General features: G+C 67.4%; 20 protein-coding genes and 1 pseudogene. 11 read left to right on the top strand and 10 right to left on the bottom strand.

The features are described from left to right. Positions 1–2: 2 nt before the first annotated feature. Complete coding sequence (locus ACH34W_RS15425) at positions 3–563, bottom strand: GNAT family N-acetyltransferase (RefSeq protein ID WP_395961546.1); 561 nt, start codon at positions 561–563, stop codon at positions 3–5. A 25-nt stretch (positions 564–588) separates the two neighbouring features. After that, complete coding sequence (locus ACH34W_RS15420) at positions 589–2037, bottom strand: helix-turn-helix domain-containing protein (protein ID WP_395961545.1); 1449 nt, start codon at positions 2035–2037, stop codon at positions 589–591. Positions 2038–2372: 335 nt separating this feature from the next. Between ACH34W_RS15420 and ACH34W_RS15415 the strand changes: the two genes are divergently transcribed. The 3 genes from ACH34W_RS15415 to ACH34W_RS15405 are packed head-to-tail and all read left to right on the top strand — an operon-like array spanning position 2373 to position 3930. Continuing rightward, entirely contained in the window at positions 2373–2624 is a 252-nt protein-coding gene (locus tag ACH34W_RS15415) for a hypothetical protein (RefSeq protein ID WP_395961544.1), read from the top strand. Further along, a complete protein-coding gene (locus ACH34W_RS15410) occupies positions 2621–3022 on the top strand; it encodes a hypothetical protein (protein ID WP_395961543.1) in 402 nt (133 codons plus the stop codon). The genes ACH34W_RS15415 and ACH34W_RS15410 overlap by 4 nt, the downstream gene beginning before the upstream one ends. After that, the gene (locus ACH34W_RS15405) at positions 3019–3930 is read left to right on the top strand and encodes an anti-sigma factor RsbA family regulatory protein (RefSeq protein WP_395961542.1); all 912 of its coding nucleotides are present in this window, start codon (positions 3019–3021) and stop codon (positions 3928–3930) included. Before ACH34W_RS15410 ends, ACH34W_RS15405 begins: the two co-directional genes overlap by 4 nt. Before the next feature lie 493 nt (positions 3931–4423). On the opposite strand, the gene ACH34W_RS15400 is transcribed toward ACH34W_RS15405, so the two are convergent. Then, complete coding sequence (locus ACH34W_RS15400) at positions 4424–5089, bottom strand: hypothetical protein (protein ID WP_395961541.1); 666 nt, start codon at positions 5087–5089, stop codon at positions 4424–4426. Between the two features lie 395 nt (positions 5090–5484). Between ACH34W_RS15400 and ACH34W_RS15395 the strand changes: the two genes are divergently transcribed. The 4 genes from ACH34W_RS15395 (at position 5485) to ACH34W_RS15380 (ending at position 8513) form a co-directional block, all read left to right on the top strand. Next, positions 5485–5790: a hypothetical protein gene (locus ACH34W_RS15395; protein ID WP_395961540.1), complete on the top strand. Its 306-nt coding sequence runs from the start codon at positions 5485–5487 to the stop codon at positions 5788–5790. Positions 5791–6876: 1086 nt separating this feature from the next. Continuing rightward, a complete protein-coding gene (locus tag ACH34W_RS15390) occupies positions 6877–7560 on the top strand; it encodes a hypothetical protein (RefSeq protein ID WP_395961539.1) in 684 nt (227 codons plus the stop codon). Positions 7561–7784: 224 nt separating this feature from the next. Then, positions 7785–8117, top strand: coding sequence for a hypothetical protein (locus tag ACH34W_RS15385; protein WP_395961538.1), 333 nt, complete (start codon positions 7785–7787; stop codon positions 8115–8117). A 30-nt stretch (positions 8118–8147) separates the two neighbouring features. Next, positions 8148–8513 carry a hypothetical protein gene (locus ACH34W_RS15380; RefSeq protein WP_395961537.1) on the top strand — a complete coding sequence of 122 codons (366 nt, stop codon included), beginning with the start codon at positions 8148–8150 and terminating at the stop codon, positions 8511–8513. A gap of 99 nt (positions 8514–8612) precedes the next feature. Here ACH34W_RS15380 and ACH34W_RS15375 read toward each other — a convergent pair whose 3' ends face one another. Both ACH34W_RS15375 and ACH34W_RS15370 read right to left on the bottom strand, forming a co-directional pair. Continuing rightward, positions 8613–9431, bottom strand: a complete 819-nt coding sequence (locus ACH34W_RS15375; RefSeq protein ID WP_395961536.1) for a hypothetical protein — start codon at positions 9429–9431, stop codon at positions 8613–8615. Between the two features lie 186 nt (positions 9432–9617). Further along, a pseudogene (locus ACH34W_RS15370) lies at positions 9618–10650 on the bottom strand (transposase); the annotation flags it as partial. Positions 10651–11034: 384 nt separating this feature from the next. Between ACH34W_RS15370 and ACH34W_RS15365 the strand changes: the two are divergent. Then, entirely contained in the window at positions 11035–11595 is a 561-nt protein-coding gene (locus ACH34W_RS15365) for a hypothetical protein (RefSeq protein ID WP_395961535.1), read from the top strand. Between the two features lie 221 nt (positions 11596–11816). Here the strand turns inward: ACH34W_RS15365 and ACH34W_RS15360 are convergent, their stop codons facing one another. Further along, complete coding sequence (locus tag ACH34W_RS15360; protein ID WP_395961534.1) at positions 11817–12020, bottom strand: hypothetical protein; 204 nt, start codon at positions 12018–12020, stop codon at positions 11817–11819. A gap of 113 nt (positions 12021–12133) precedes the next feature. Further along, positions 12134–13600 carry a serine/threonine protein kinase gene (locus tag ACH34W_RS15355; protein WP_395961533.1) on the bottom strand — a complete coding sequence of 489 codons (1467 nt, stop codon included), beginning with the start codon at positions 13598–13600 and terminating at the stop codon, positions 12134–12136. A 533-nt stretch (positions 13601–14133) separates the two neighbouring features. On the opposite strand from ACH34W_RS15355, the gene ACH34W_RS15350 reads away from it, so the two are divergent. Continuing rightward, complete coding sequence (locus ACH34W_RS15350; RefSeq protein ID WP_395961532.1) at positions 14134–14700, top strand: phosphotransferase; 567 nt, start codon at positions 14134–14136, stop codon at positions 14698–14700. A 110-nt stretch (positions 14701–14810) separates the two neighbouring features. Here the strand turns inward: ACH34W_RS15350 and ACH34W_RS15345 are convergent, their stop codons facing one another. The 3 genes from ACH34W_RS15345 to ACH34W_RS15335 all read right to left on the bottom strand — a co-directional run bounded on the left by ACH34W_RS15345 (position 14811) and on the right by ACH34W_RS15335 (position 17121). Continuing rightward, a complete protein-coding gene (locus tag ACH34W_RS15345) occupies positions 14811–15344 on the bottom strand; it encodes a hypothetical protein (RefSeq protein WP_395961531.1) in 534 nt (177 codons plus the stop codon). A gap of 215 nt (positions 15345–15559) precedes the next feature. Continuing rightward, positions 15560–16549, bottom strand: a complete 990-nt coding sequence (locus ACH34W_RS15340) for a CU044_5270 family protein (protein WP_395961530.1) — start codon at positions 16547–16549, stop codon at positions 15560–15562. Continuing rightward, positions 16546–17121: an RNA polymerase sigma factor gene (locus tag ACH34W_RS15335; RefSeq protein WP_395961529.1), complete on the bottom strand. Its 576-nt coding sequence runs from the start codon at positions 17119–17121 to the stop codon at positions 16546–16548. Before ACH34W_RS15335 ends, ACH34W_RS15340 begins: the two co-directional genes overlap by 4 nt. Positions 17122–17489: 368 nt before the next feature. On the opposite strand from ACH34W_RS15335, the gene ACH34W_RS15330 reads away from it, so the two are divergent. Together ACH34W_RS15330 and ACH34W_RS15325 are read left to right on the top strand one after the other, a co-directional pair. Next, positions 17490–20033 (top strand): hypothetical protein, encoded by a 2544-nt coding sequence (locus ACH34W_RS15330; RefSeq protein WP_395961528.1) that lies wholly within the window; start codon positions 17490–17492, stop codon positions 20031–20033. A 471-nt stretch (positions 20034–20504) separates the two neighbouring features. Next, positions 20505–20867, top strand: a complete 363-nt coding sequence (locus ACH34W_RS15325) for a hypothetical protein (protein WP_395961527.1) — start codon at positions 20505–20507, stop codon at positions 20865–20867. Positions 20868–21112: the final 245 nt, after the last annotated feature.

Genomic DNA, 21112 nt, shown 5'->3' with positions numbered 1-21112 from the left:
CCTCACGGCACCGGCAGGTTCAACATCAGCACGTGGAACCGGGGTGCGTTGTCCCAGCTGGGGGTGAGCCGACCGACCTGCTGCCAGCCCCACTTGCTGTAGGCACGCTGCGCGCGTTCATTGGTCGGGTTGACCAGCAGCATCGCGCGCTGCTCAGGGCGGCCGCGCAACAGTTCGTCGTGCAGGGCATGGGCATAGCCACGGCCCGTCCACGCCTGACGGACCATGATCTCTGATAGGGCGAAGGTCCGTCTGCCGTCCTCGGCGGTGAAGTCGGCCGGACGGTCGGGATCAGGTTCCAGGCCTTCCCAAGAACGTGAGTTCGGGCCCAGCGGCCAGCCCCACGTTTGCCCGATCGGCTCATCGTGCTCGTAGCCGATCACGAGGTCCAGGCCGTCACGAGAGGTGTAGGCATCAAAGCGCTGCATGAACGCCTCCACCGAGTAGAACGGCGCGCCCGAGGCGATCCGATCGGCATAGGCGTCTTGGTGGATCAGCGAGACGGTGTCCCGTTGCTCGCGAGCGCCAGCGGTGTCGAAACGGCGAAAGGTCAGATCAGCCACGTGGTGCTCCATCCTGTTCGCGGGGTCAGGTGGCCAGTGCCCTGGCGGCCGTGTCGTAGTGGGTGCAGAACTCGTCATCGCCGGCTTTCGCTGCGGCGGTGCGGACGCCGCTGAGGCTTGCCAGTGGCCGCGCCGAGGTCATCTCCCGGAGGGCCGGCAGGACTGCCTTGCCCGTATTGATTGCTTCGGTGCGGTCGCCCGCCACGAGCAGCACTTTGGCCAGCGACGCCTGCGCGCAGGCGCGGTTGCGGGGACTGAGCCCGGCATCCTCCAGCGCAGCCTGCTGCAGCCGAACCGCCTGGGCTGCGTCCCCCAGCCGCAGATAGCCTGCCGACCGGTAGGCCGCGACCTCGCCAGGCGTGACGAAACCGGTCCAGGCCGCATCCGTGGGATGCGGTCCGCGGTCGAGCTCGCGGCGGGCCAGCGTGATGCAGGCCCGGAACCCTGCCGCATCGCCGAGGTGGGAGTAGGCCGCCGCCTGGCGCAGCGCGACGAGCGCGTGCAGGCGTCGCGAGGGCTCATGCCGCGCGACGTCGCCGGCCTGAACAGCCAAGCGGAGCCCTTCGCGGGCGAAGCCCAGGGCTTCGCCACGCTCGGCGGCAAGGCCCGCGAGGTAGGTCGACTGCATGGACATGTTCAGCAGGACGTGCGTCTGCAGGTCGGCGTCGCCGCTGCTGCTGGCCAGCAGCTGCGCTTCGTTGTAGAGGCGGCGGGTCAGCGGTTGATTTCCGTGGTCGTAGGCGACCCACCCGCAGATGATGCCCAGGTCTGCGGTCGCGATGAGCAGCTGGCGGCCGACCGCTTCGCTGTAGTCGGCCTGATCGAGCATTCGGCGTGCGCGGGCGAACTCGGCGAGCGCCTGCTTGAGGACGGCGCCGCCGCCCATGCTCTGGTCGCGTACCCGGAGGCGATCGACGATGGCCTGCAGGTACCGGACGTGCGCTCGTTCGACCCGGTCGGGCACCGTCACCTGCGGTACGAGCGCCGACGCCATCAGCCCTGCGGCCATGGCGTTGAAGTCGCGGCGTTCCAAGTCCATCTCTCCAAGGGAATCCAGGGCCTCATTGTCCTCCCTCAGAGTGGCATGTGAATCGCCTAGGAACAGCGGTGCCAATGCCTCACGAGGCATCCCCACCGCGTCCACGAACCCAAGGAGCTCACGCACGTCGTACAAGGTGGCTCGCTGCCCTCGCTCGGTCAGGGAGACGGTGGCCTGCGACCAGCCGACCAGCAACCCGAGATCGTCTTGCGACAGGCCCGAGGCCGCGCGCAGCAACGCCACCACCGCGGCGACGTCAGCACGCGCCAGCGCTTGCCGCATCGGCCACGAGTCCCACAGCCACGCCGGCGCGATGCCCGAGCCGTCCCGCGCGGCCTGCTGACATCCCGCGCAGAGCGGCTCGGGGTTGTAGCGCGACAACACCGTTTCTCTACAGGCCACGCAGACTTTCCCAGCCGAGGTCGCGCCGCCCATCCCGGTCACCTGCGTTTCCTTCCCGTGACCGCGTCGTCTCGCCGCGTAGCGGGGTGCGCGCGGGCCGCTCACCGTAGACCCGCCGCTGGCGGACCACCATTCGAATCTGTCATGACCCGCTCCTGACCAGCCATGACACACCGATATGGGCCAGATCTGGCCCGCGCGCAACGATCGAAGACGAGGCGCAATCCTTCCCCACATCACGGAGACCAGCCATGCCCCTGGCCGAAAACAGACCTCACCAGCTCAGGGCGCCCAGCTCGGCGAACCGCGGCCACCTGCACCTGTTCTCCGAAGCGCCTCAATCGCGGGGCGCTGCCGCGCCCTTCCCCGTGGGACACGGAAGCGGGCTCGATCCGGCCGAGTTGATGCTGGTCTTCCTGGAGATGCACTCCCCTGCCGACCAGCCCGGCCGGTCTGTCTGCCAGCACGACGGCTCGCCCTGGCCATGCCCGCCGGTCCTTGCTCTCGCCGAGGTCCTCATCGGCCCGCAGGCATCCGGTGCGGCTTCCCGCTCCTCAGCCAACCCGGCGGACGTCGAATTCGCTGACGAAGCGGCCGCGTTCCGAGGCGAACCGTCATGACCACCTGGCCCTGGACCCGCGACCACCATCCCGGACCCGCGCCGCGGCGTACCTCGCCGCCCGCCGCCGCAGCCGCAGCCGCCGAGGCCGCCGAGGCTGCGCACCTGCGGTACGTCGCCTACCGGCTCGACGGCGCGGAGCCGGCGTGGCATGTGTTCGCCGGCCGCGGTGAGCTCGTCGCGATGCCGCTGTGGGATCCCGGCCGCGCCTTGGTGCTGACCGCCACCACACCGGCCGGTCTGCTGACCCAGATGCGCGAAACCGAACAGGCCCACCCTGAGCAGCGCGGCCCCCAGCACCGCGGCGGCCCGGTCCCGTCGCCGTCGCCGTCGCCGCGCCGCCGCGGCCCGACCCCACCGTCCACCCGCTCCTCCGCGGGGCAGGAGCGTCCGTCATGAGGTTCCGGCACCACGCCATGCTGCACCGCGGCGACCACGAACTGCTCGCCACTGCCGTCCCGTTCATCCGCGCCGGGCTGCGCGCCGAGGGGCAGGTGGTCGCCGTGGTCACTCGCTCTACCTGGACCGCGTTGCGGCTGGTCCTCGGCGACGACGGCGGCGAGGTGGAGTTCCACGACGCCGCGGCCTACTACCAGCACCCGGTGCGTACGCTCGCGGCCTACGCCGCTCTGGTCGAGCGGCACGCACCGCGGCCGATCTGGGCCGTGACCCAGCCGCCGACCCTCCGCGCCGACCGGCAGGGCGTCAGCTGGGCCCGCTACGAGGCGCTGGTGAACGAGGCGTTCCACACCGTCCGGGCACAGGTGATCTGTGCCTACGACACCCACGCCACCGAACCCGCCGCCGTGGTCAACGTCCGGCGTACGCACCCGCTGCTGCTGCACGGCGAACACGCCTCGGTCAGCACCGCTTACACCAGCCCGGCTCGGTTCGCCGCCGAGCACGAGCGCTGCCCGCTGCCGCCGGATCCGCGTGCGGCACGGCTCGCGGTGACCGGCGAGGACCTGCACGAGCTACGCGCGTTCCTCACCGGGCACGCCTCGCGGCACGGGATGAACGCCAGCCACGTGCACCAGCTGGTTACCGCGGCGTGCGCGATCGCCGACAACGCTATACGCCATGGACTCCCGCCCGTGCAGGCCCGTCTGTGGCCTTCAGCCGGAGATCTCGTCTGCGAGATCGCCGACCATGGGCACTGGCGCCCGGGCCCGCTGGTCGGGTACATCCCGCCGCGCCCCGGGGAGCCGCCCAGTGGGCTATGGGCCGCCCGCATGCTCGTCGACGACGTTGAGATCCACGGCGCATTCCCCGGCACCCGCGTGTGGCTGCGCCCGTCAGCTGACTAGCCGCCTTTGCTTGCCATCGAGGACGCTGAACGCGGCCACCAGGCCGCTGCAGTAGCGCGATGACCGGTTCGTCAGCTGATCTGCCGCCTGAGCCGCCCGACGTGGAATGGCGCACCGTGCGCGGCCCACTTGACCCTGCTGCGCACTCATGAAAGGGGTCTACGACGCGTTCCTCTACCCGCCCGCAGAACGGACGAGCGGCGCCGTTCCGGCGCTGGGCTGTGGTCGGGCTCTGTCACACCTGGGGCTGGAAGGTGCCGGGTGCGTCGCGGTCGCACGGCCCGCATACCCGTCAAGGCGCTACGGCCCGCCGCGCTGCGGGCAGCACCACCGTCAGTGCTGACCGACCTCGAACGCTGCGCCGAACGAGGCGGCGTCCAGGTCATCACCGAATCCCGCTGGCCGACCGCACGTCCGAAGACGGGGCGAGCCGCCTGTGACAGGCGGCTCGCCCTGGCGCCCTCTTCCGTGGAGGTTGGTGCGCTCCTGGCGGCTAGAGAAGGTGAATGCCGAGGTCGACGTCCAGGTCTTGTACGGCGTCGAGGTCCAGGTCCAAGGCCTCCGCCAGATCGGAGGCGAGCGTCACGACGGCGTGGACCTCCATGGGGACCTCGATGCCGGCGTCTGGGTCCACATCCTCTTTGAGATTTGACCCCAGGGCCGCGTCGATGCCCGCCGCCGTCTGCGCGTTCAGGGTCAGTGGCCCGCCGAAGGTGATCACCGCGTCAAGCGAACCGGCGCGCTTGGCGGAGACCTCCACATCGCCGAGGGGGAAGGTGCCGATGGTCTGGGTCTTGGAGCCCAGCACCGCGGTCACCCGACCGGTCTTGACGTCGAGGGTAAGCGCGCGCAGCACGACCTTCTTTCTGCCCTTGGTCAACTCGACGCCGCCCTGGAAGGAGAGCTTCCCGACGGATATCCGGCCGTCGCGAGCGACCAGGCTGCTGCCCGTGGCCATCTTGAACACCACACCCTGGTCGGTGTCGATGCTTTTGTTGTCGGCAGCGTTGGTCGCGCCGTTGACGGGACGCTCGGTGATGCCGTGGCTTTCTAGATCGAGACCCGATCCCAGATCGAGCACCGCCAAGCCTCGAACCGGCGTGACCGAGCCAGGCGCGGCGAGTGCGGGATGCGGCAGTGCGGCCAGGACGATACCCATCAGGACCGCAACCACCCTGGTCACTGACGTGGCCAGCGTGGTGCGGGGAGATACCACCCGCACAAGACGAGATCCCAGCAATGCGGTTCCTTTCGACGTGCCGGTCCGCTCCCCGCCGCAAGCTTACTCAAAGTAATTCTTGAGTCACAATAGGTGAAATGTGGGTAGGTGATCGACGGCGCGTTGCCCGGGGCCACGGACACCGCCTCAAGCACTGAGGAGGAAGTGATGCACAGCGGAAGAACGGTCCGCATGGCCGTGCTGGCGATCCTCGCGGCGGTCCTGCTGGGCGCTGCAGAGGAGTGCGGCGCGAGCGGAAGCAGCGGCGGATCGGCCGACGCGTCGGGCCGAAGACCTGCTTCACGCGCGTCGTCTCGGCGCCACACGCCACCCAGATGCCGGACGGCGCCGCCTGGATCACCGCCTCGATGGCGGTCAAATGCAGCAGGCCACCGCGCAGCCACCGTATGGTGCTGCAGTTGGAGAAGCACAAGGGCCGCGACTGGATCGTGATGGCGTCGTCCCGCCCCGATCTCAGGATTCCCGACGCCACGGGCAAGCAGCGGTGGACCGTCACCTTCGACCGGTGCGACGATGCAGGTTGGAGAGTCCGCATGCGCATCAGCGGGACCAGCCACGACGGAACCGCATTCAAGGTCAACGAGGTCACGAGCCAGGTGAGGGTGAGATGCCCGAAGTAGGCCGCAACGACTGGGTCGCGTACGCGTCCGTTGCCGATCTCCCTCACCGCTCAAGGATCCGCGCGTGGCTGTCCTGGGCGGCGTGGAAGGTTCGGCACCCGCGTGCCCGCATGCTGCGTCGCTGACAACGACGAAACGGCCCCACCCCTGCCGAGCTCCCGTTCTAGCGGTCGTTGCAACATCCCAGACTGAGGGGTGTAGATGGGAAAGCGGGTCCGTTCGGCTGGTTATACGCGAGGGTCGCCCACCAGCACAGCGACCAACTGCGGGCGGCCGAGTTTGTGCTCAGGTAGTCAGACGCTTGCCTATGGCGTTCTGCACTGGAGCATTGAGCGTTCCTGTTCTGTGTGCGGGAACGCTGAGATGGCATGTGGACGTGGCGGTCCACCAGCAGATCTGCGAGAGCACCTGCTGGCTGAACATGGCTCGGCCAGCATCAGGTTCTCGGATCCGGACTCCGGCACGGTCATCGCGATGAAAGTCGTGCGGGCGGTCCTGGGCATCCAGCTCGGACAAGCCAAGACGGCCCTTCAGCAGATCAGGTTGGGCACCTATGCCGGAACACTGCCAGAGCTGACACTTCTGGCCCGGAAGCTGAGTGCTGCTGGGGTTCCAGCGCAAGCAACCCCTCCCTCCCCATAGCTGATGTGGGTTCGGTCAAACAGGAGGCGAACGGCCTCCTGAGGGCGACGTAAGCCCGAACGTTCCATCCGCCGCCACTCGATCCACATGCCTTCCGCCGCGCGGAGGGTGGCGCGGCGTTCATCGACCCGGCCTGCCTGGTAGTGCAGTTGATAGCAGCCGGACACAGCACGGAAGCCGCTGAGACGTGGGCGGCCGAGTGCCCGGCCTGGGCGAACGCCGACCCGACGGCAATCGACGCCTTCGCCTCCGCCAACATGCACATGTATCGCCCGTTCGCGGAGCGAAGCCCTGACGCGCCGTGGCTCCAAGCGATGGCAACAGCCACTCACCAATGGGCGACCCACCGAGGCATCACGGACGACCTTCCCCCGCTGAGGGGTTTGTAAGTTTGAGATTTAACCTCCATAGATCGGTTCGGCGGAACCTTGGCATAGTTGGCCCATGCCCGGCGAAGCGAACGAATGCCCGATGCCGATCTGGACGTGTTGGAATCACTGGATCGCGGTCTGCACCGGAGATCAGGCCGGGCTCATGTCGATCCTTGGCCTGTCGCAGCCCGAGCCCGTCACCTTCGCTCAAGCGCAAGAAGTGATTGACTCTGACGGGCACGACGATGTGGAGGACGGGCGGTGCCTGTCCCGGGTGTTCGTCACACCCGAGGCCGACGGCTGGACGCTGATCTTTGGGGCCTGGTGCGACCCCTACGACAGCCGGCGCCGCCAAGAGGTGCTTGACCTGTGCCGCGAGCTCAGCACGCGGTACGGCCGGGCGCAGGCGTACTACTACGGCGCGCAGGGCGATGGTTCGACCTGGCTGGTGGCCGAGCACGGCACCGTGCTGCGCCGGTACTCGGCGGTCGGGCTGGATGACGAACTACTCGCCCTGGGTGCCCCTTTGCCTCAAGAACGCGCCGCCTGGCACGAGCAGTTGGGGTATCCGGCCGACTGGGACCCGTCGGCTGCGGGCGAGGAAGAGGCTGAGGAGTGGGAGGCGGTTGCGTTTGACCTGGCTCCCGAAATCGCAGCCGCGCACGGTGTCAGCCCTCTGAGTCTCAGTCAGGAGACTCAGGTGCGGGGCACCGGCGTGCTCGCTTTGACCCCGTGGGCGGCTGCGCGTCCGGCGTGAAAGCGGCGAGATTTTGGAACACCCGCCGGAGCGGACCTCCGCCCGCGGGTGTTCCAGAACCCCTCCACACGGGCCAACACGTCATGCATCCGAGCCAGTGGCCTGGGCAGAAGCAACACGGTCAGACGCTCAGCGACCGACCGAGGTTAAATCTCAAGGTAAGGGCCTGTGTCACAACCTGGATGATCAGCTGCGGTTGGTGCGGATCGGCGTAGGTTGTGGCGATGGATGAGGATGACGGAACGGTGGATCCGGTGCCTTGGCTGACCGAACTGCTGCAGAGCCCGCGGGCGATGGCTGGTCACCACGTCATCGGTTATGAGGGCCAGGCGCGTCGTGAAGAGTGGCTGGCGGCCGCAGAGCGGGTGGCAGAGATCATCGGATGTCCGGTCGAGGTCATCGACAGCGGGCTTTTCGACGACGGCTTCGGCCACCTGAAGATCAAGCGGTCCGATGCCGGGGACCGCAGCGTGGTCGGGCGAGGCCCTATTCCGCCAGCGGTGGTGGACGCCTACGAGCAGGCGCACCGCGACGATGCGGATGAGCGCAACCAGTAAGTGCCTTAGCTTGCCGTTTAACCTGTCGCCTTGCCCGAGGTGATGGACGTGGGCGTAGCGTGGGGCCGTATGAAGGTCGGGCGGTATCCGCGTTTGGTGGAGGTGTTTCCGGGGCTGGCTGCCGACATCGTTCACCTGCTGCGCGCCGATGGCGATGGTGACTCGCTTGCCGACACAGTCGAGGATCTGCCCTTCCACGGCCGGTGTACCTGTGGTGCGACGTGCGCCAATCTGCTGACTGCGCCGGTGGGCTCGCCGTGTCCCTACCTGGTCGAGCTTGGGCACGGTGACGAGGTCGCCATCTTGCTGAGCCTGGATGCGACCGCGACGGCCATCACGGCCATCGAGGTGCTCGACGGCCGGGATCTGGTCCCGGCCGTCGACCTGTCGGTGTAGCGGTCGACCAGGTCACGCTCGACGGCCAGGTTTGGGTTCCCGCTCTGTGGTGAGCTGAGCGTTTGGTGCGCTCGCTGGTGAGCTCGCCTTAATCCCTGTTCAGGACGGCGGGAACACGAAGGGAAATACGTAGACTTCGGTGCGGCTATCGTCGGCGCTGCTGGGTGTGTCGTCCTCGAGCGCCATTTCGTGTGTGGAGCGACCTGGCGGGATGTGGATGGAGTTCATTCCGTCCTGGCGCTTCAAATGGCGGGCGCCGCCAACGATCTTTCTGGCGGTGTTACGAAAGATCGCCGACATCTCGACGGCTAGAAGCGGCTTGCTGAAGGCCGAATCGATCGTGAACGTCACGCTGGTGGTCTCAGCGGCCGCTCGCTGGGACGCGGTCGCTCGTTCCGTTCGCACCGGCCCCGCCGTGAGCTTGGCGAACTGTTCCCGGTCGTTGCTCGTCACCCACTCCGTCTCGATGATGACGACTCTGATGTCGGCCACCTTCGCAGGGTTGGGATGGGAGGAGGTGACGCCTACACCATAGCGGCCACCGGGAAGAATCCGTGGTGCCGACAGCGGCGGGTCAATGTCGTACTCACCTTCGTAGAGTCGCTTCCCAGCAGCGTCGAGGAGGTTGATGGCGTATTTCGGGAACGCCACCGCCTTTCGGTTGGTGTTTTCGAGCACCAGCCCGAAGGAGAGCAATTCTTCAGCACCCTTCCTGGTCGCGGAGAGACCCTTCTCCACAACCTTCACCTGGCCGTCGTCGCCTTTCGTCGTGAAGGGCGACGCCGCCGTGGTGGTGGGGGTCTCGCTCGGCGACTGCGCGATCGGCTCGACGGAGCCGCCGCTGGAACATCCCGCCAAGGTAAGGGCAAGAGCGATGACCGCGAATACAGCCGCCGCGCCATGTCCGGGCTTCGTCATCGATCCTCCGCGTCCGATCACACCGTGTGCGCTATGACGTGGCGGGGTGGACGCGGGTTCCCGTTTACCGCCTGCTACGCCGCGCAGAACTCGTTGCCTTCGGGGTCCCGCATGACCAGGCCATCGTCCCTTCACCCACTCCGGGGCGTACGGCCCTTCGAGATATGACACAGACATCCGAGGGGTTTAAGCCGTCAAGCGGGCGACCGGAAGGCGCGTGTTGAAGGCGACGCTTTCGTTGTAGAGCTGTCGGGTCTGCAGGCAGTGGAACAGGCAGCCGAGGAGGCGGTTGAAGGTGTTGCGCAGGGCGCTGGAGTGCCGGTCTCCGGTGGCGCGGCGGTGGTCGTAGTGAGCGCGTGGTCCTGGTGTTGCGATGGCGGCGAGGGCCCAGAGGAATCCGACGGCGGTCAGACGCTGGTTCTTGACCTTGCGGTGCTGGACCACGGTGCTTTTGCCGGAGGCCCGGGTGATGGGGGCTGCGCCGGCGTAGGCCTTGACCGCGCGGGCGTCGCGAAAGCGCGTGCGGTCGTCACCGAGCTCGGCCAGAACGCGAGCGCCGGTCAGGGCGCCCAGGCCGGGGAAGCTGACGATGATGTCGGCGTCGGGATGCTGGTGGAAGGCTTGGGCGGTCGCGGCGGCCAGGTCGTCGGCGGCATTGCAGGCGGCGTCCAGTTGCAGCGTCAGAGCCTTGGCTTGAGCGCCGAACGCGTCCTCGACCTGGGCCAGCTGCCGCATCTGCGGAGCGCGGAAGATCTCGCGCAGCCGATCGGCAGTGGCCTGCAGGTAGCGCTGACGGCCGGCCCGGCGCAGCGCGGCCAGCAGCCGACGGGTCGTCAGCCGTGCCGCGGCGGCGGGCGTGGGAGCGAGCTGCATGATGACCCGCGCTTTCACAAGAGGTGAGGCGGGCGTTGCCGGCCTGAAAGGCCTCCAGCGCGGCGGGGAAGTACTCGCGCAGCAGCGAGCGCAGATGGTTGACCAGCTGTTGGCGGTTCCAGACCGCGTCCTGCTGCGCGCGGGCCAGCACCGCGATGGCCTGAGCGAGTTCGGAGTCGGCGGCCATGGCGCGGTGGTGAGCGGCATCGACGCGCACGATGTTGGCCAAGGTCATGGCATCAGCGTGGTCGGACTTGGCGCGCGCGACGCTGTGCCGCTCGCGGTAGCGGGCGACGGCCAGAGGGTTGATGGCGTAGACCTTGCGGCCGGTCGCCCGTGGCCCGGCACCTCAAAAAGCGATCACCACACGGCTGGCTCAGCCCACGAGCCTGGCCCAAGCCCGGCTCCGCTGGCCGGGGCTCACCTCAAACCCGCACGGTCTGTGTCAGGGAGTCCTGCCCCTAGGCACTAATAGGCGTCGGTCTCGGTGAACCCCGGTAGCCAGTCATTAGGCACTTATCACGAGCCCGCACGGGCTCGGTTTCCACTCGTTGGATGAGCGGATCCAGCCGCCCTTTAAGTCACCGCTGAAAGGAGGGTCCCCCATGACGCCCGCCCGACCGTACGCTCGTCGCGCAATTCGGAGATTCCCCAGCACGGGGAACGCCTGACAGATGTCCCCGGAGCAGTGGACGCTCCGGGCCGTCCATCAGAACGGGGAAGGAACACCATGAGAACGCTGATCGCGGGCGCCCTGGCCACCGGCGCCTGTGCCGCGACGGCACTGGCCCTGGCCGCGCCGGCACAGGCACAATCCACCACCGTAAGCGGCCCGACGAGCGCCGTCCGGCACGCCGCCGCCGCAGCACCCGCTACGCCGGCGCAGGCCGCGCAGCCGGGCCCGGAGGCCATGGAGCCGATGGCGGCGCCCCGCGCCGACGCCAAGGGGACCAAGCCCCCCAAGAGGGCTAAGTGCTACACCTGGAAGAACGTCTTCGGCAAGCGGTTCGGTGATGGCTGCTTCGACTACAAGTCCGATGACGTCTGGGTCCGTGATCGCTGGGCCAACGGCCTGAACTTTCGCGTCCACACGCGGAACAGCATCAGGAGGCACAACCGCTACTGCAAGAGCACGGGCGGTAACTGGCGCCGCTGCAGATACAACTACGAGGAAAACGGCTGCGTTCGCATGCACGGTTATCACCCGCCGCACGTCGTGGAGCAGGGATGGAGCCCGGCCATCAGTGTGAAGAGAGGTACGACCACCTCCAGCGGGAAATGCTCCGTCTAGTTAGGCAAGGGGGTGAAGTAAACCCCGCACCGCCAGCCCCGAGGCGAAGTTGCAAGGCGTGCTGACCTCGAGATCCTCAGGGGGCGGCCTACGCAATCGACCGGCCCCAAACCCTGTCAGGAGATAGAGCTCCTGCCCCGCGTTCGGGTCGGCCATCGACGATGCCAACGCGATGGCCCCGTGTACAAGATCTCCGGATGGTGCATCTGGCGCGACCTGGGCTAGGTCTGGCGTGCCCACACAACCGCGTCGGTGTACTGCTCGGCGGCCTGGCCGTTCCTGATCGTCGGCCGTTCTCCCTGGTACTCCGGATCGGGCTGAACGTTGGACACCACAAACTTCCGGCCACCGACGGGTGTCCAGGTGAACTCCTCGGAGGCGTTCCCCGTGGGCTCGTAGATGGCGACCCGGCCAGCGCCAGCCATGATCGGGGCCCTGTGGCCGGTGTCGGGTCGTAGCACTCGAACCGGCCATCGAGCGCTTCGACGCCGGTTCTCGGACCGGCCGGCTGGAGAGATCGGGATCGGCCCCGACCAGGTCACCCGCGCCAGCCTTGGCCGGTGTAGTTGCCGCAGGGGTTGAGCACCAGAGCGACGTAGTTGGCGGGGGGCCTGGCTGTGTCCAGACACAGGCCGCTTTTGAGGTTAGTGAACTGGCCGGTGCTGGGGTTGTATTGCCACTGCTGGCCGGTGTAGTTCCCGCACCGGTTCAGTACTGCGCTGACTCCCGTGGCGGGAGCTCTGGCCGTGTCCAGGCACAGTCGGCTAGGCGGGTTGGCGAGGTGAAAGGTGGTCTGGTCATAGCTCCATTTTTGGCCGCTGTAGTTGCCGCAGTCACGGACTTGCACGTGGACACCGGGTGCCTGAGGGCCATCGGTGTCGATACACAGTTCGCTGGCGGTGTTGGTGATCGGGCCCGGGCTCAAAGAAGGCGATTGCGTACTGGACTGCGTGTTGGGTGCAGGCGCGGTGGCTGGCTGCGGGCTTGTGGGTGATGCCGAGGGGGTGGAGCTGGTAGCGGGTGAGGTTGCCGTCGCGGCCTGGCCCCTGCTTCCCGCTCCGGCATTTCCGTTGGATGCAGCCAAGGCCAGCGCGACGACGCTGGCCGCGACGAGCACAACCGCGCCCAGACCTGCGTACAGGGCGGGTCGCCGGGCAACGCGAGAGTCGGACCGTGTTGTCAGCCGACGGGTGCGAGAGTCCCCGTCCTGGGGTGGAGCGGACGGCGAGCCGGTGAGCTCGGAGAGCACCTGCGGAACGGCCGGTCGGGCGGCGGGATCCTTGGCCAGGGCACGGGCGACGAGTTGGCGAAGATGCGCCTCAAGGCCGTCCAGATCAGGCTCGGCGTGTTGGACCCGGTCGTTGATCTCGGCGCCGCCGGCCCCGGCGAAGGGAGGACGGCCCGTGCCTGCGTAGGCGACGACAGCGCCCCAGCAGAACACGTCGGCGGCGGGGAGCGGCTGGTCACCGGCCAACAGCTCAGGCGCGATGTAGCCGGGGGTGCCGATGACCCTCCCTGAACGCGTCAACTGCCCAGTGGCATCCAGAGCGCGGGCGATACCGAAATCGATGACCCGCGGGCCGACTGGTGACAGCAGCACGTTGGAGGGTTTGAGGTCCCGATGGATCAACCTGGCCTGGTGGATAGCGGTCAGGGCCGTCGCGATACCAACCGCGAGCGCGTCGAGATCGGCTCCACGTAGCGGGCCGTGGGCGGACACCGCCTCCTGCACGGTCGGGCCGTCGATGAAGTCGGTGGCCACCCACAGCAGGTTCTGGTCAAGACCGGCTTCCAGGACTGGCGCCGTGCAGAACCGCCGCACTCGCCGCGCGGCCTCCACCTCCTGCCGGAACCGCTCCCGGAACTCAGGCTCGCGTGCCAGTTCGTCGTTGATGACCTTCACCGCGACATGCTGTCCGCCGCTGTCTTCGGCAAGCCACACTGTCCCCATTCCGCCACGGCCCAGCTGACGAACAAGCCGGTATCGCCCGATCATCTCGACCATGCAAGAAGCATGACAGAAAAACATCGGTGTCTGACAGCTTCAACCCTCTGATGGTGAGGTGCTCTGGATCTTCCGAGACAGGTCCCAACCAGGGTTGCAAGGCAGGTGGTACGCGTACTGCAAGAACGTCGGGTGGCGGGCCGCTACATCCATCACGTACCCGAGAGCGGCGCGCTGGAGGTCCACGCGCCAGCGGTCGCCTCTACCCTCACGGCCATGCGGGATCTCGGCCTGACCGTTGATGATGATCTGTGGCCGGTAGCGGGCAAGTGCTCGCAATGCCACACCGGATGCACCGACTCACCTAGGGACTGACATTGCCTCGCACCCCCTGGCTTGCCCTTCCCGCTGAGCTACGTGCCGCCGTAGAGGTGCACACGGGCCCCGTGAAGAGGGAGGACCCGTCAGAGTCGGGGATCAACTCGGAGATCTCCTCAACCCTGCACATGGGTCAGGGCCGGGTCTTCCTCAAGGGGGCGGCTGGTGAGCGGGCTCGTAAGAGCCTGCGTAACGAGGCTGCGGTCAATCCGCACGTGTCCGCGCTGGCCCCCCGGCTTCTGTTCGATGTGGAGGCCAGGGGGTGGCGTCTGCTCGGCTTCGAAGTCCTGGACGCCCGACCGATCGACTATGCCCCAGGATCGCCAGACCTGCCGAAACTCATGGACCTGATCCATCGTCTCCAGCAGGTCCCGCGACCTGATGTCACCACCTTGCCGTTTGAGCGTCGGTGGTCCCAACTCGGCGATGCCAGCGTGATGGCCGGTGATTCTCTGCTGCACACCGACTTCAACGAGTCGAACGTTCTGATCACCGATGAACGGGCCTACTTGGTCGATTGGGCGTGGAGCTGCAAAGGCGCAGCCTGGGTGGATCTGGCCTTCCTCGTGGTCCGGCTGGTCGCCGCAGGCCACACCCCGGCCAAAGCCGAGCAGTGGGTGACCCAGTTCCCCGCATGGGCGACCGCGCCCCCCGAAGGAATCGACACCTTCGCCGCACTCAACCACCGACTGTGGGAGCGCGCCATACAGCGAAACGCACGCCCCTTCTGGGTCGAACTGGCAGCCACCGCGAAGACCTGGACCGCCTACCGAGGCTTGTAGACCTTCACGGCCTCCACGACGCTGAATCGGAACAGGTGTTGCGGCAAGGGCTCGGCCTTTGAGAGGCCGAGCCCTTGTCGTGCCGTTGCCGTTCGGTGGCGTTTAGCCGGTTACTTGATGGGCTTGAGCTTCGCGTAGCGGATCAGCGGCGCATCGCAGTAGCCGCCGGTGCCCTTGTCGAAGTCGAACCACATGTTGATGGCGAGCTCGCCGAGGGCGCCCCTGCCGACGGAGGACGACTGGTACCACTTGCCCTTGTGCCACTTGTTGTCTTCGATGGCCTTCCATCCCGTGTAGCCGGGGCCACCGGACAGGCGCCAACGGCCGGTGCCTTCGTGGACGGCCAGCAGTGCCTTGACGCTCGAGTTCTTGTGGTTGCCCTTCGTCTTCTGGATGGCGTAGCCCCACTCGACGACATTGACGACCCGGCGCTTCTTGGTGGGCTTGCCGTCGGTCTTAATGTAGGCCTTACCCCAGCGGCCCTTCGCCTTGCACTGGGTGTAGGCGATGTGCGTGGCCTTGCGGGCCTTCGCCACGGTGACCTTGCCGGTCTCCACCTCGGCGGAGGCCGCTGGGGCGATTGTCATTAGGCCCGCTGTGACGAACCCGGCGGCGGCAAGTGGCACGACCTTCTTCAGCGACACGTGTGCTCTCTCCTTGGAGGGGGTAGGTGGGACCAGCCGTGGATGCACCGCTTATTTCGCGATATGCGGTGATCAACAGCAGCTTGATTATCGGGATCAAGATCCGTGACCAATAGGCCCCTGGGCACTATTCGCTGTTGTGACGCTCGCCACCATTTATTGCCGTTGGCCGTAAATTAACTATTGGTTCATTCTGAATTTTCTCGGGCTATTGTTTAGGGGGTAGAGGGGCGCTGGCCGGGGCGGTCTACGATGCCGGCTGCGAGGCGGACTGATTGGCTTTCGATGGCGCCCTTCTTGAAGGTGCTGTCCTCGATGGTGTGGTCCTTGGTGACGGTCGAGCGGTGTCCCCGGTAGGCGTAGGTGGACGGGTCCAGCAGTACCTCGTCCTTCAGCCAACCCTCGACGGGAACGGCGATGGACAGAGCCGGACGGCCTTGGAGGTCCACGGCTTGCTTGTTCAGATTCACGCCGGGAGCCGCCTTCGCGAGGGCCCGGTAGATGGCGGCCTCCAGGTCAGGGGGCAGCACGTTGTTTGCCAGAACCGCGCTGAGCAGCTGGAACGTAGCGCTGTCTCCAGTCGGGCCGGCATTCTTGCGCGCCCACGCCAGCAATGCATCCGGGACCCGCGGCAGTTTGGACTGCGTCGCATAGTCCTGAGGCGGCATCGCGCCGCCGGTGGGCGAGAGCGTCAGTTTGCCCCCATCGAGCATGGCCATCATCTTGCCGTCGGCCCGGGTCCATATCGGCTCGACCGTTGTCTTCGGCCGCGACTTGGGGGTCCACACCCCGCTCTTCTCCTGGTGGGCGAGACGCTGATACCGGGTCTCGACGAAGACCCACTGATCGGGCCGAGGGGCAACGAACGGACGGTGCCGCGCAGCGATCGCGGCCCTGTTCAGCACCTCCTGGGCATTGGCCGCGGGCCCGGCCGGGATACCCGGGATGGGTGCGCGGGGCCTGCCTTGCTCGTCGGTGCCGCCCATGTTCTGGACCACGGTCGTCCCAGCCGCGATCGCGACCGCCAGGCCGCCGACGGCGACCAGCCGTACCGACCACGACCTGCGCCGGCGCGGTGTGCTGGAGGAGGTGATCCGTGTGCGCGTGGCGCGGCCGACGCCGTCCTGTGCGGAGCCCGCCAGGCTGCCCGGGGGGACCGGGTTGGTGGACGCGAGCATCTCGCGGACTTCCTGGATGTCGTTCATGTCTGCGGGCTCCTGTGCATCGTCGGGACGGGGACGGGCCGTTCTGCGGCGTCCTGATCTGCGGCGTCGAGTTCGGCGAGCGCGGCCGACAGGCGCTGGCGGGCGCGGCTCAGGCGGACCGAGAAGGTCTTCGCCGAGCACCCGGCGACGATCGCCGCCTCCTTGGCGGTGAGCTCCTCCCAGCCGACCAGCTCCAGAGCCTCACGGTCACGAGGGGAAAGGCTCCGCAGAGCCGCGCCGATGCGACCGCCCTCCGCGACCCCGTGGGCCACGTCGGGGGCCGTCTGCCCCAGGCCGCTGTGGTCGCGGAGGCGTCCCCACAACCGCCCGCGCCGCCGATGGCCACGCGCCTCGTTCGCCAGCACGTTCCGGGCCACGTGCAACAGCCAGGGGAACGGGCGGTCGGTCGGTATGTGTTTGCGGCGGCGCCAGGCGATCAGGAACGTCTCGGCGGCGATGTCACGTGCAGTCTCGTGATCGACGCGACGTGCCGCATAACTCAGCACATCGTCGTAATAGTCGCCGTAGTAGTAATCCCACGACGTGGCGAACTCGTCATCAGGCTCCGGCACACCCGGCTCCTCTCGTCTGCCTCAGTGTCACAGCGAGATGTCCGGCGCATCCCGGTTCCCTACACGACATCCGTGACCTTTTCGGCGAGAACGAGAGGGCCTCTCCAAGGGAAACCGAAAGGGGGCCGCTGCCAAGCAGCCTCAGGTGTAGGGAATCCGGCGGTGCCGGACATCTCGTCGGCGACCATCTCGCCTCAATGCCTTGAGCAGCCACCTGATTACCCGGTCTGGCAATGGACTCGCGGACCCCTTCTGAGCGGCCCGCGGGGGCCGTGTGATCGCGATCACACGGAACCGGGCCGGGTCCGCGGACAGGGCTGAGTCAAGATCACCAGTTCCCCGACAGCTTCTTTAAGAGGAGTCGCCACGTGCGATGGAAATCCAGACCGTTCCTCGCCATGCCCCTGTCAGCGGTGCTCGCCGCCTCGGCCATGCCCGCCGTCGCCGTCGACGCGGCGGCAAGCGCGGAACGGCCGGGCAAGGCTCCGGCTATCGGCGTCGCATCCGCTCCCGTCGCCACCGCCCGTACGATCACGTTGGTCACCGGTGACCGGGTGCAGGTTCGCAACGGGAGCGTTCATGTGCTGCCTGGGCCTGGCCGTGCGAACGTCGGCTTCCTGCAGCAGCAGGCCGGTTCGCACGTCGTCGTTCTGCCGATGGACGCCGCGCCGCTGGTGACCAAGGGGCGGCTGGATCGGCGGCTGTTCGACGTGGGCCGGTTGCTGGCCTCCGGCTTTGACGATGCCCGCGCCGCCGCGCTCCCGCTGTCGGTCACCGGCCCCGCAGCCTCCCGGCTGCCAGGGATCAAGACGACAGGACGGAACTCCGTCTCCCTGGCCAAGAATTCCGCCGTCCCGTTCTGGCACGCTCTTAAGGCCGCTCCCGGCGACGTCAAGGTCCAACTGGCCGGCGTGAAACCCGCCTCCCCCGGCATGGCCCGCCCGTCGAGCCCGCAACGGCGGCAGGGCGCGTCCGGCGTCCCAGCCGAGCACGACGTGAAGGTCGATCTGCTGGACCGAAACGGTCGCCCACCTGGCCCTGAGACGGCGGCGCAGTGGTCGGCCTACAGCCTTGACGACCCGTACGGCATGTACGGAGGCGGTCCGGGTGAGACGCTGCGGCTTCCGGCCGGGCGCTATATGGTGGCCGGCTTCGTCAACACCGCCCTGCCCGGGAACGCCAATCCGGCGGTCGCCGGGATGGTCGACACCGAGGTGGTGGTCGACAAGGACCGCACGATCACGTTCGACGCCCGCAAAGCCCGCCGGGTGGAGGTGAACGTCGACCGGCCCTCCGCGCGGAAGACGTCCTGGATGGTCGGCCTGCTGGCCAAGGCCGCGCCCAACCCGGACTACACCTACTTCCGGTGGAACGTGAACATGCCGTTCGGCGCCCAGATGTACGCCTCAACCACCGCCCCGTCCCCCCGCTTCGCGTTCACCGCCCAGGCCACCTACCAGGAGCCGCTGCTACGCCTCGAAACCGGGGGCCCCCAGCCGTTCCCGATCGACGTTCACTACGCCGGCTACGGTGACGACCCCCGGCTGGAGGGCACGAACCGGCTCTCGGCGGTGTACGGGGGCTCGGGCACTCCCGGCGAGCTGCACAATGTCGCCGGCAAACTGGTGGTGCTCGACCCGCCGCCGGCCGACGACGCCCAGATCCCCGAGCGGGTCCAGAACGTGGCCCAGGCCGGCGGCCGGGGGGTGCTGCTGGTGCGCGACACCCTGAGACTCGACTTCGAGGGCGGGCTGAAGCTGCCGACGGCCGTCACCTATGTTCCCGAGGGCGTCAAGTTGCGGGACCTGGTCAAGGCCGGTCCCATACCGGTGACCACCCACGGCATCAAGGTCAGCCCGTACCAGTACAACCTCTACTACCCGACCACGGGGCGGCTGCCCGCCCACCCGATCTATACCGCGCGGGAACGGGATCTGGCCGCCGTGCGGGTACGTTACCGGGGCGCAGGCGGCGACCTGCCCAGCAGTCTGCTGACCGAGACGGTCGGGTTCGGCGGCCCGTCCGGCGGATGGTACGTGCCCATTCCCGCGCCGACCACCCGGACGGAGTACTTCTCGACCGGGCCGCGCTTCACACGCGAGGTCATAAACCCCTTCGACGACGGTCGGCCGCTCATCCAGACCGAGACCCGCACCTACCGGCCCGGTGAGCGGCGGGAGGAAACGATGTACAAGGGCGTGATGGGTCCGTCGTTCGCGACGCCGCCACGCGACGAGGACCACCCTGGCCGCCCGGCGTGGGCGTACCGCGACGGCGACACGGTGGACGTGGCAATCCAAGCGTTCAGCGACACCGAGCCTGGCCACTACGGCTACGGCCAACCCTACGGACCGAGTTGCACCCAGGGTTCGGCTCGCCTCTTGCGGGACGGCAAGACGGTCGGCGAAAGCGACCTTCCAGCCGCCGGCGCTTTCACTGCTCCGCCCGAGGCCGGCATCTACCAGCTGGACATCGAAGCGGCCTGCGATCACCCGGAGTGGAAGCTGTCGACAAGAGTGACCTCGTCATGGACGTTCCGCTCCGCGCACGCCTCGCGTCCCACAGCCCTGCCGCTGATGGCGGTCCGGTTCCTGCCGGAGCTGGATGACGTGAACCAGGCCCCGGCCGGGAAGCCCTTCACGTTCCCGGTCCGCGTCGAGCACCAGCCGGGGGTGCGGGTCGAGCACCAGCCGAGGTCGACGTCCGCGCAGGTCACCTCCCTCACGGTCGAGGCCTCCACCGACGAGGGTCAGCAGTGGCAGCCGGTCCGGATCCGAAAGGACGGAGACCATTGGGTCGCCGAACTGCACAACCCGCCCAAGGGAAAGGTGTCGCTGAGGGCCACCGCTAAGGACGCCGACGGCAACACCGTCGCCCAGACAATTCAGAACGCCTACGCCGTCACCTCCTAATCCCCGAGGCGCCCCTCCCCGCGCCGCCCTCGTACGGACGCGCCGTACGAGGGCGGCGCCGCTACTCAACATCCGGGACATCCTTACGGTCTCAACGAAAACTGCTGCTCAGCGCCAGCGCTACCCCCTTTGCGATGTCCGAGCTGTGACCATTCATTCGACCGAGAAGTGCTGACTTAATACTGCAACGACATTGGCTGTTGCTCGGGCGAGTTGTTGGCTGCGGCGGGCCTGGGCTTGACGGCGGCTGCGCCAGTCGGACCATTGCTGGACGAACTCGGGTGGTCGCTCATTGTGACGACAGGGCCACGCATGTGCCCGCGCCATCGCCCATCCCGCCTGGCTTCCAGGGAACCTGAATCATGGGGCCTGAAGCCCTCGACAAGCCCTCGACCAAGATCATTGACAGTTCGGAATCGGGTGCTGTTGTATGTCTTTCACATTCAACGTGAATGGCGGAGAGGATCCCGAATGCCCAAAAACGTACTGTCGCGCGCCCTGATGGTGGGCGTGGCGGCGTCCGCGATTGTCATGACTGCGGCAGGCACCGCGCAAGCCGCCGACAAGACGGTGTCGAATAGGTACGGATCCATCACTCATATCGACAATGGCGATAGTTTCAAAGTGTGTGACACGCGAGCCGACGGGCACGGCGTCGTAGGTCAGCTGTCAGATGCCCGCAACATCTACGGCGAAGTAGAGGACGGCGGCGACTCAGGATGCAACACCTTCCAGTACAACGTTAAGGCAGAGCATCCGTACGTCATGAGCATCTGCTGGAAGGGCCCGGGTTCTCTCGACGAGAGGTGCGAGAAGGCCAACCTCCGCGAATAGCGGGGGTAAAACGGGATCCGGCGGTGATCCTCGGTGACATGAACGCAGGTCATCGTGCGAGACATCGCCGCTGAGACGCCAATCCGCCAGGTCGGCGGCTGAACGCTGCTCGCAAGACAAGCCATTCTGGCTGATTGCAGAGCACGCGCGCGACAATCTGCTCACAGATGTGCACGACCTCGTGGAGGTGGCTTGCCACCTCCACGAGGTCGTCGGTGTCCACTCCCCCGTTCAGCTCGGGCACG

The sequence above is a fragment of the Actinomadura sp. 6N118 genome (genome assembly GCF_044326415.1).
GTDB lineage: Bacteria > Actinomycetota > Actinomycetes > Streptosporangiales > Streptosporangiaceae > Spirillospora.
The sequence above is the reverse complement of the archived record's forward strand: the minus strand, read 5'-3'. Positions and strand labels throughout refer to the sequence as shown.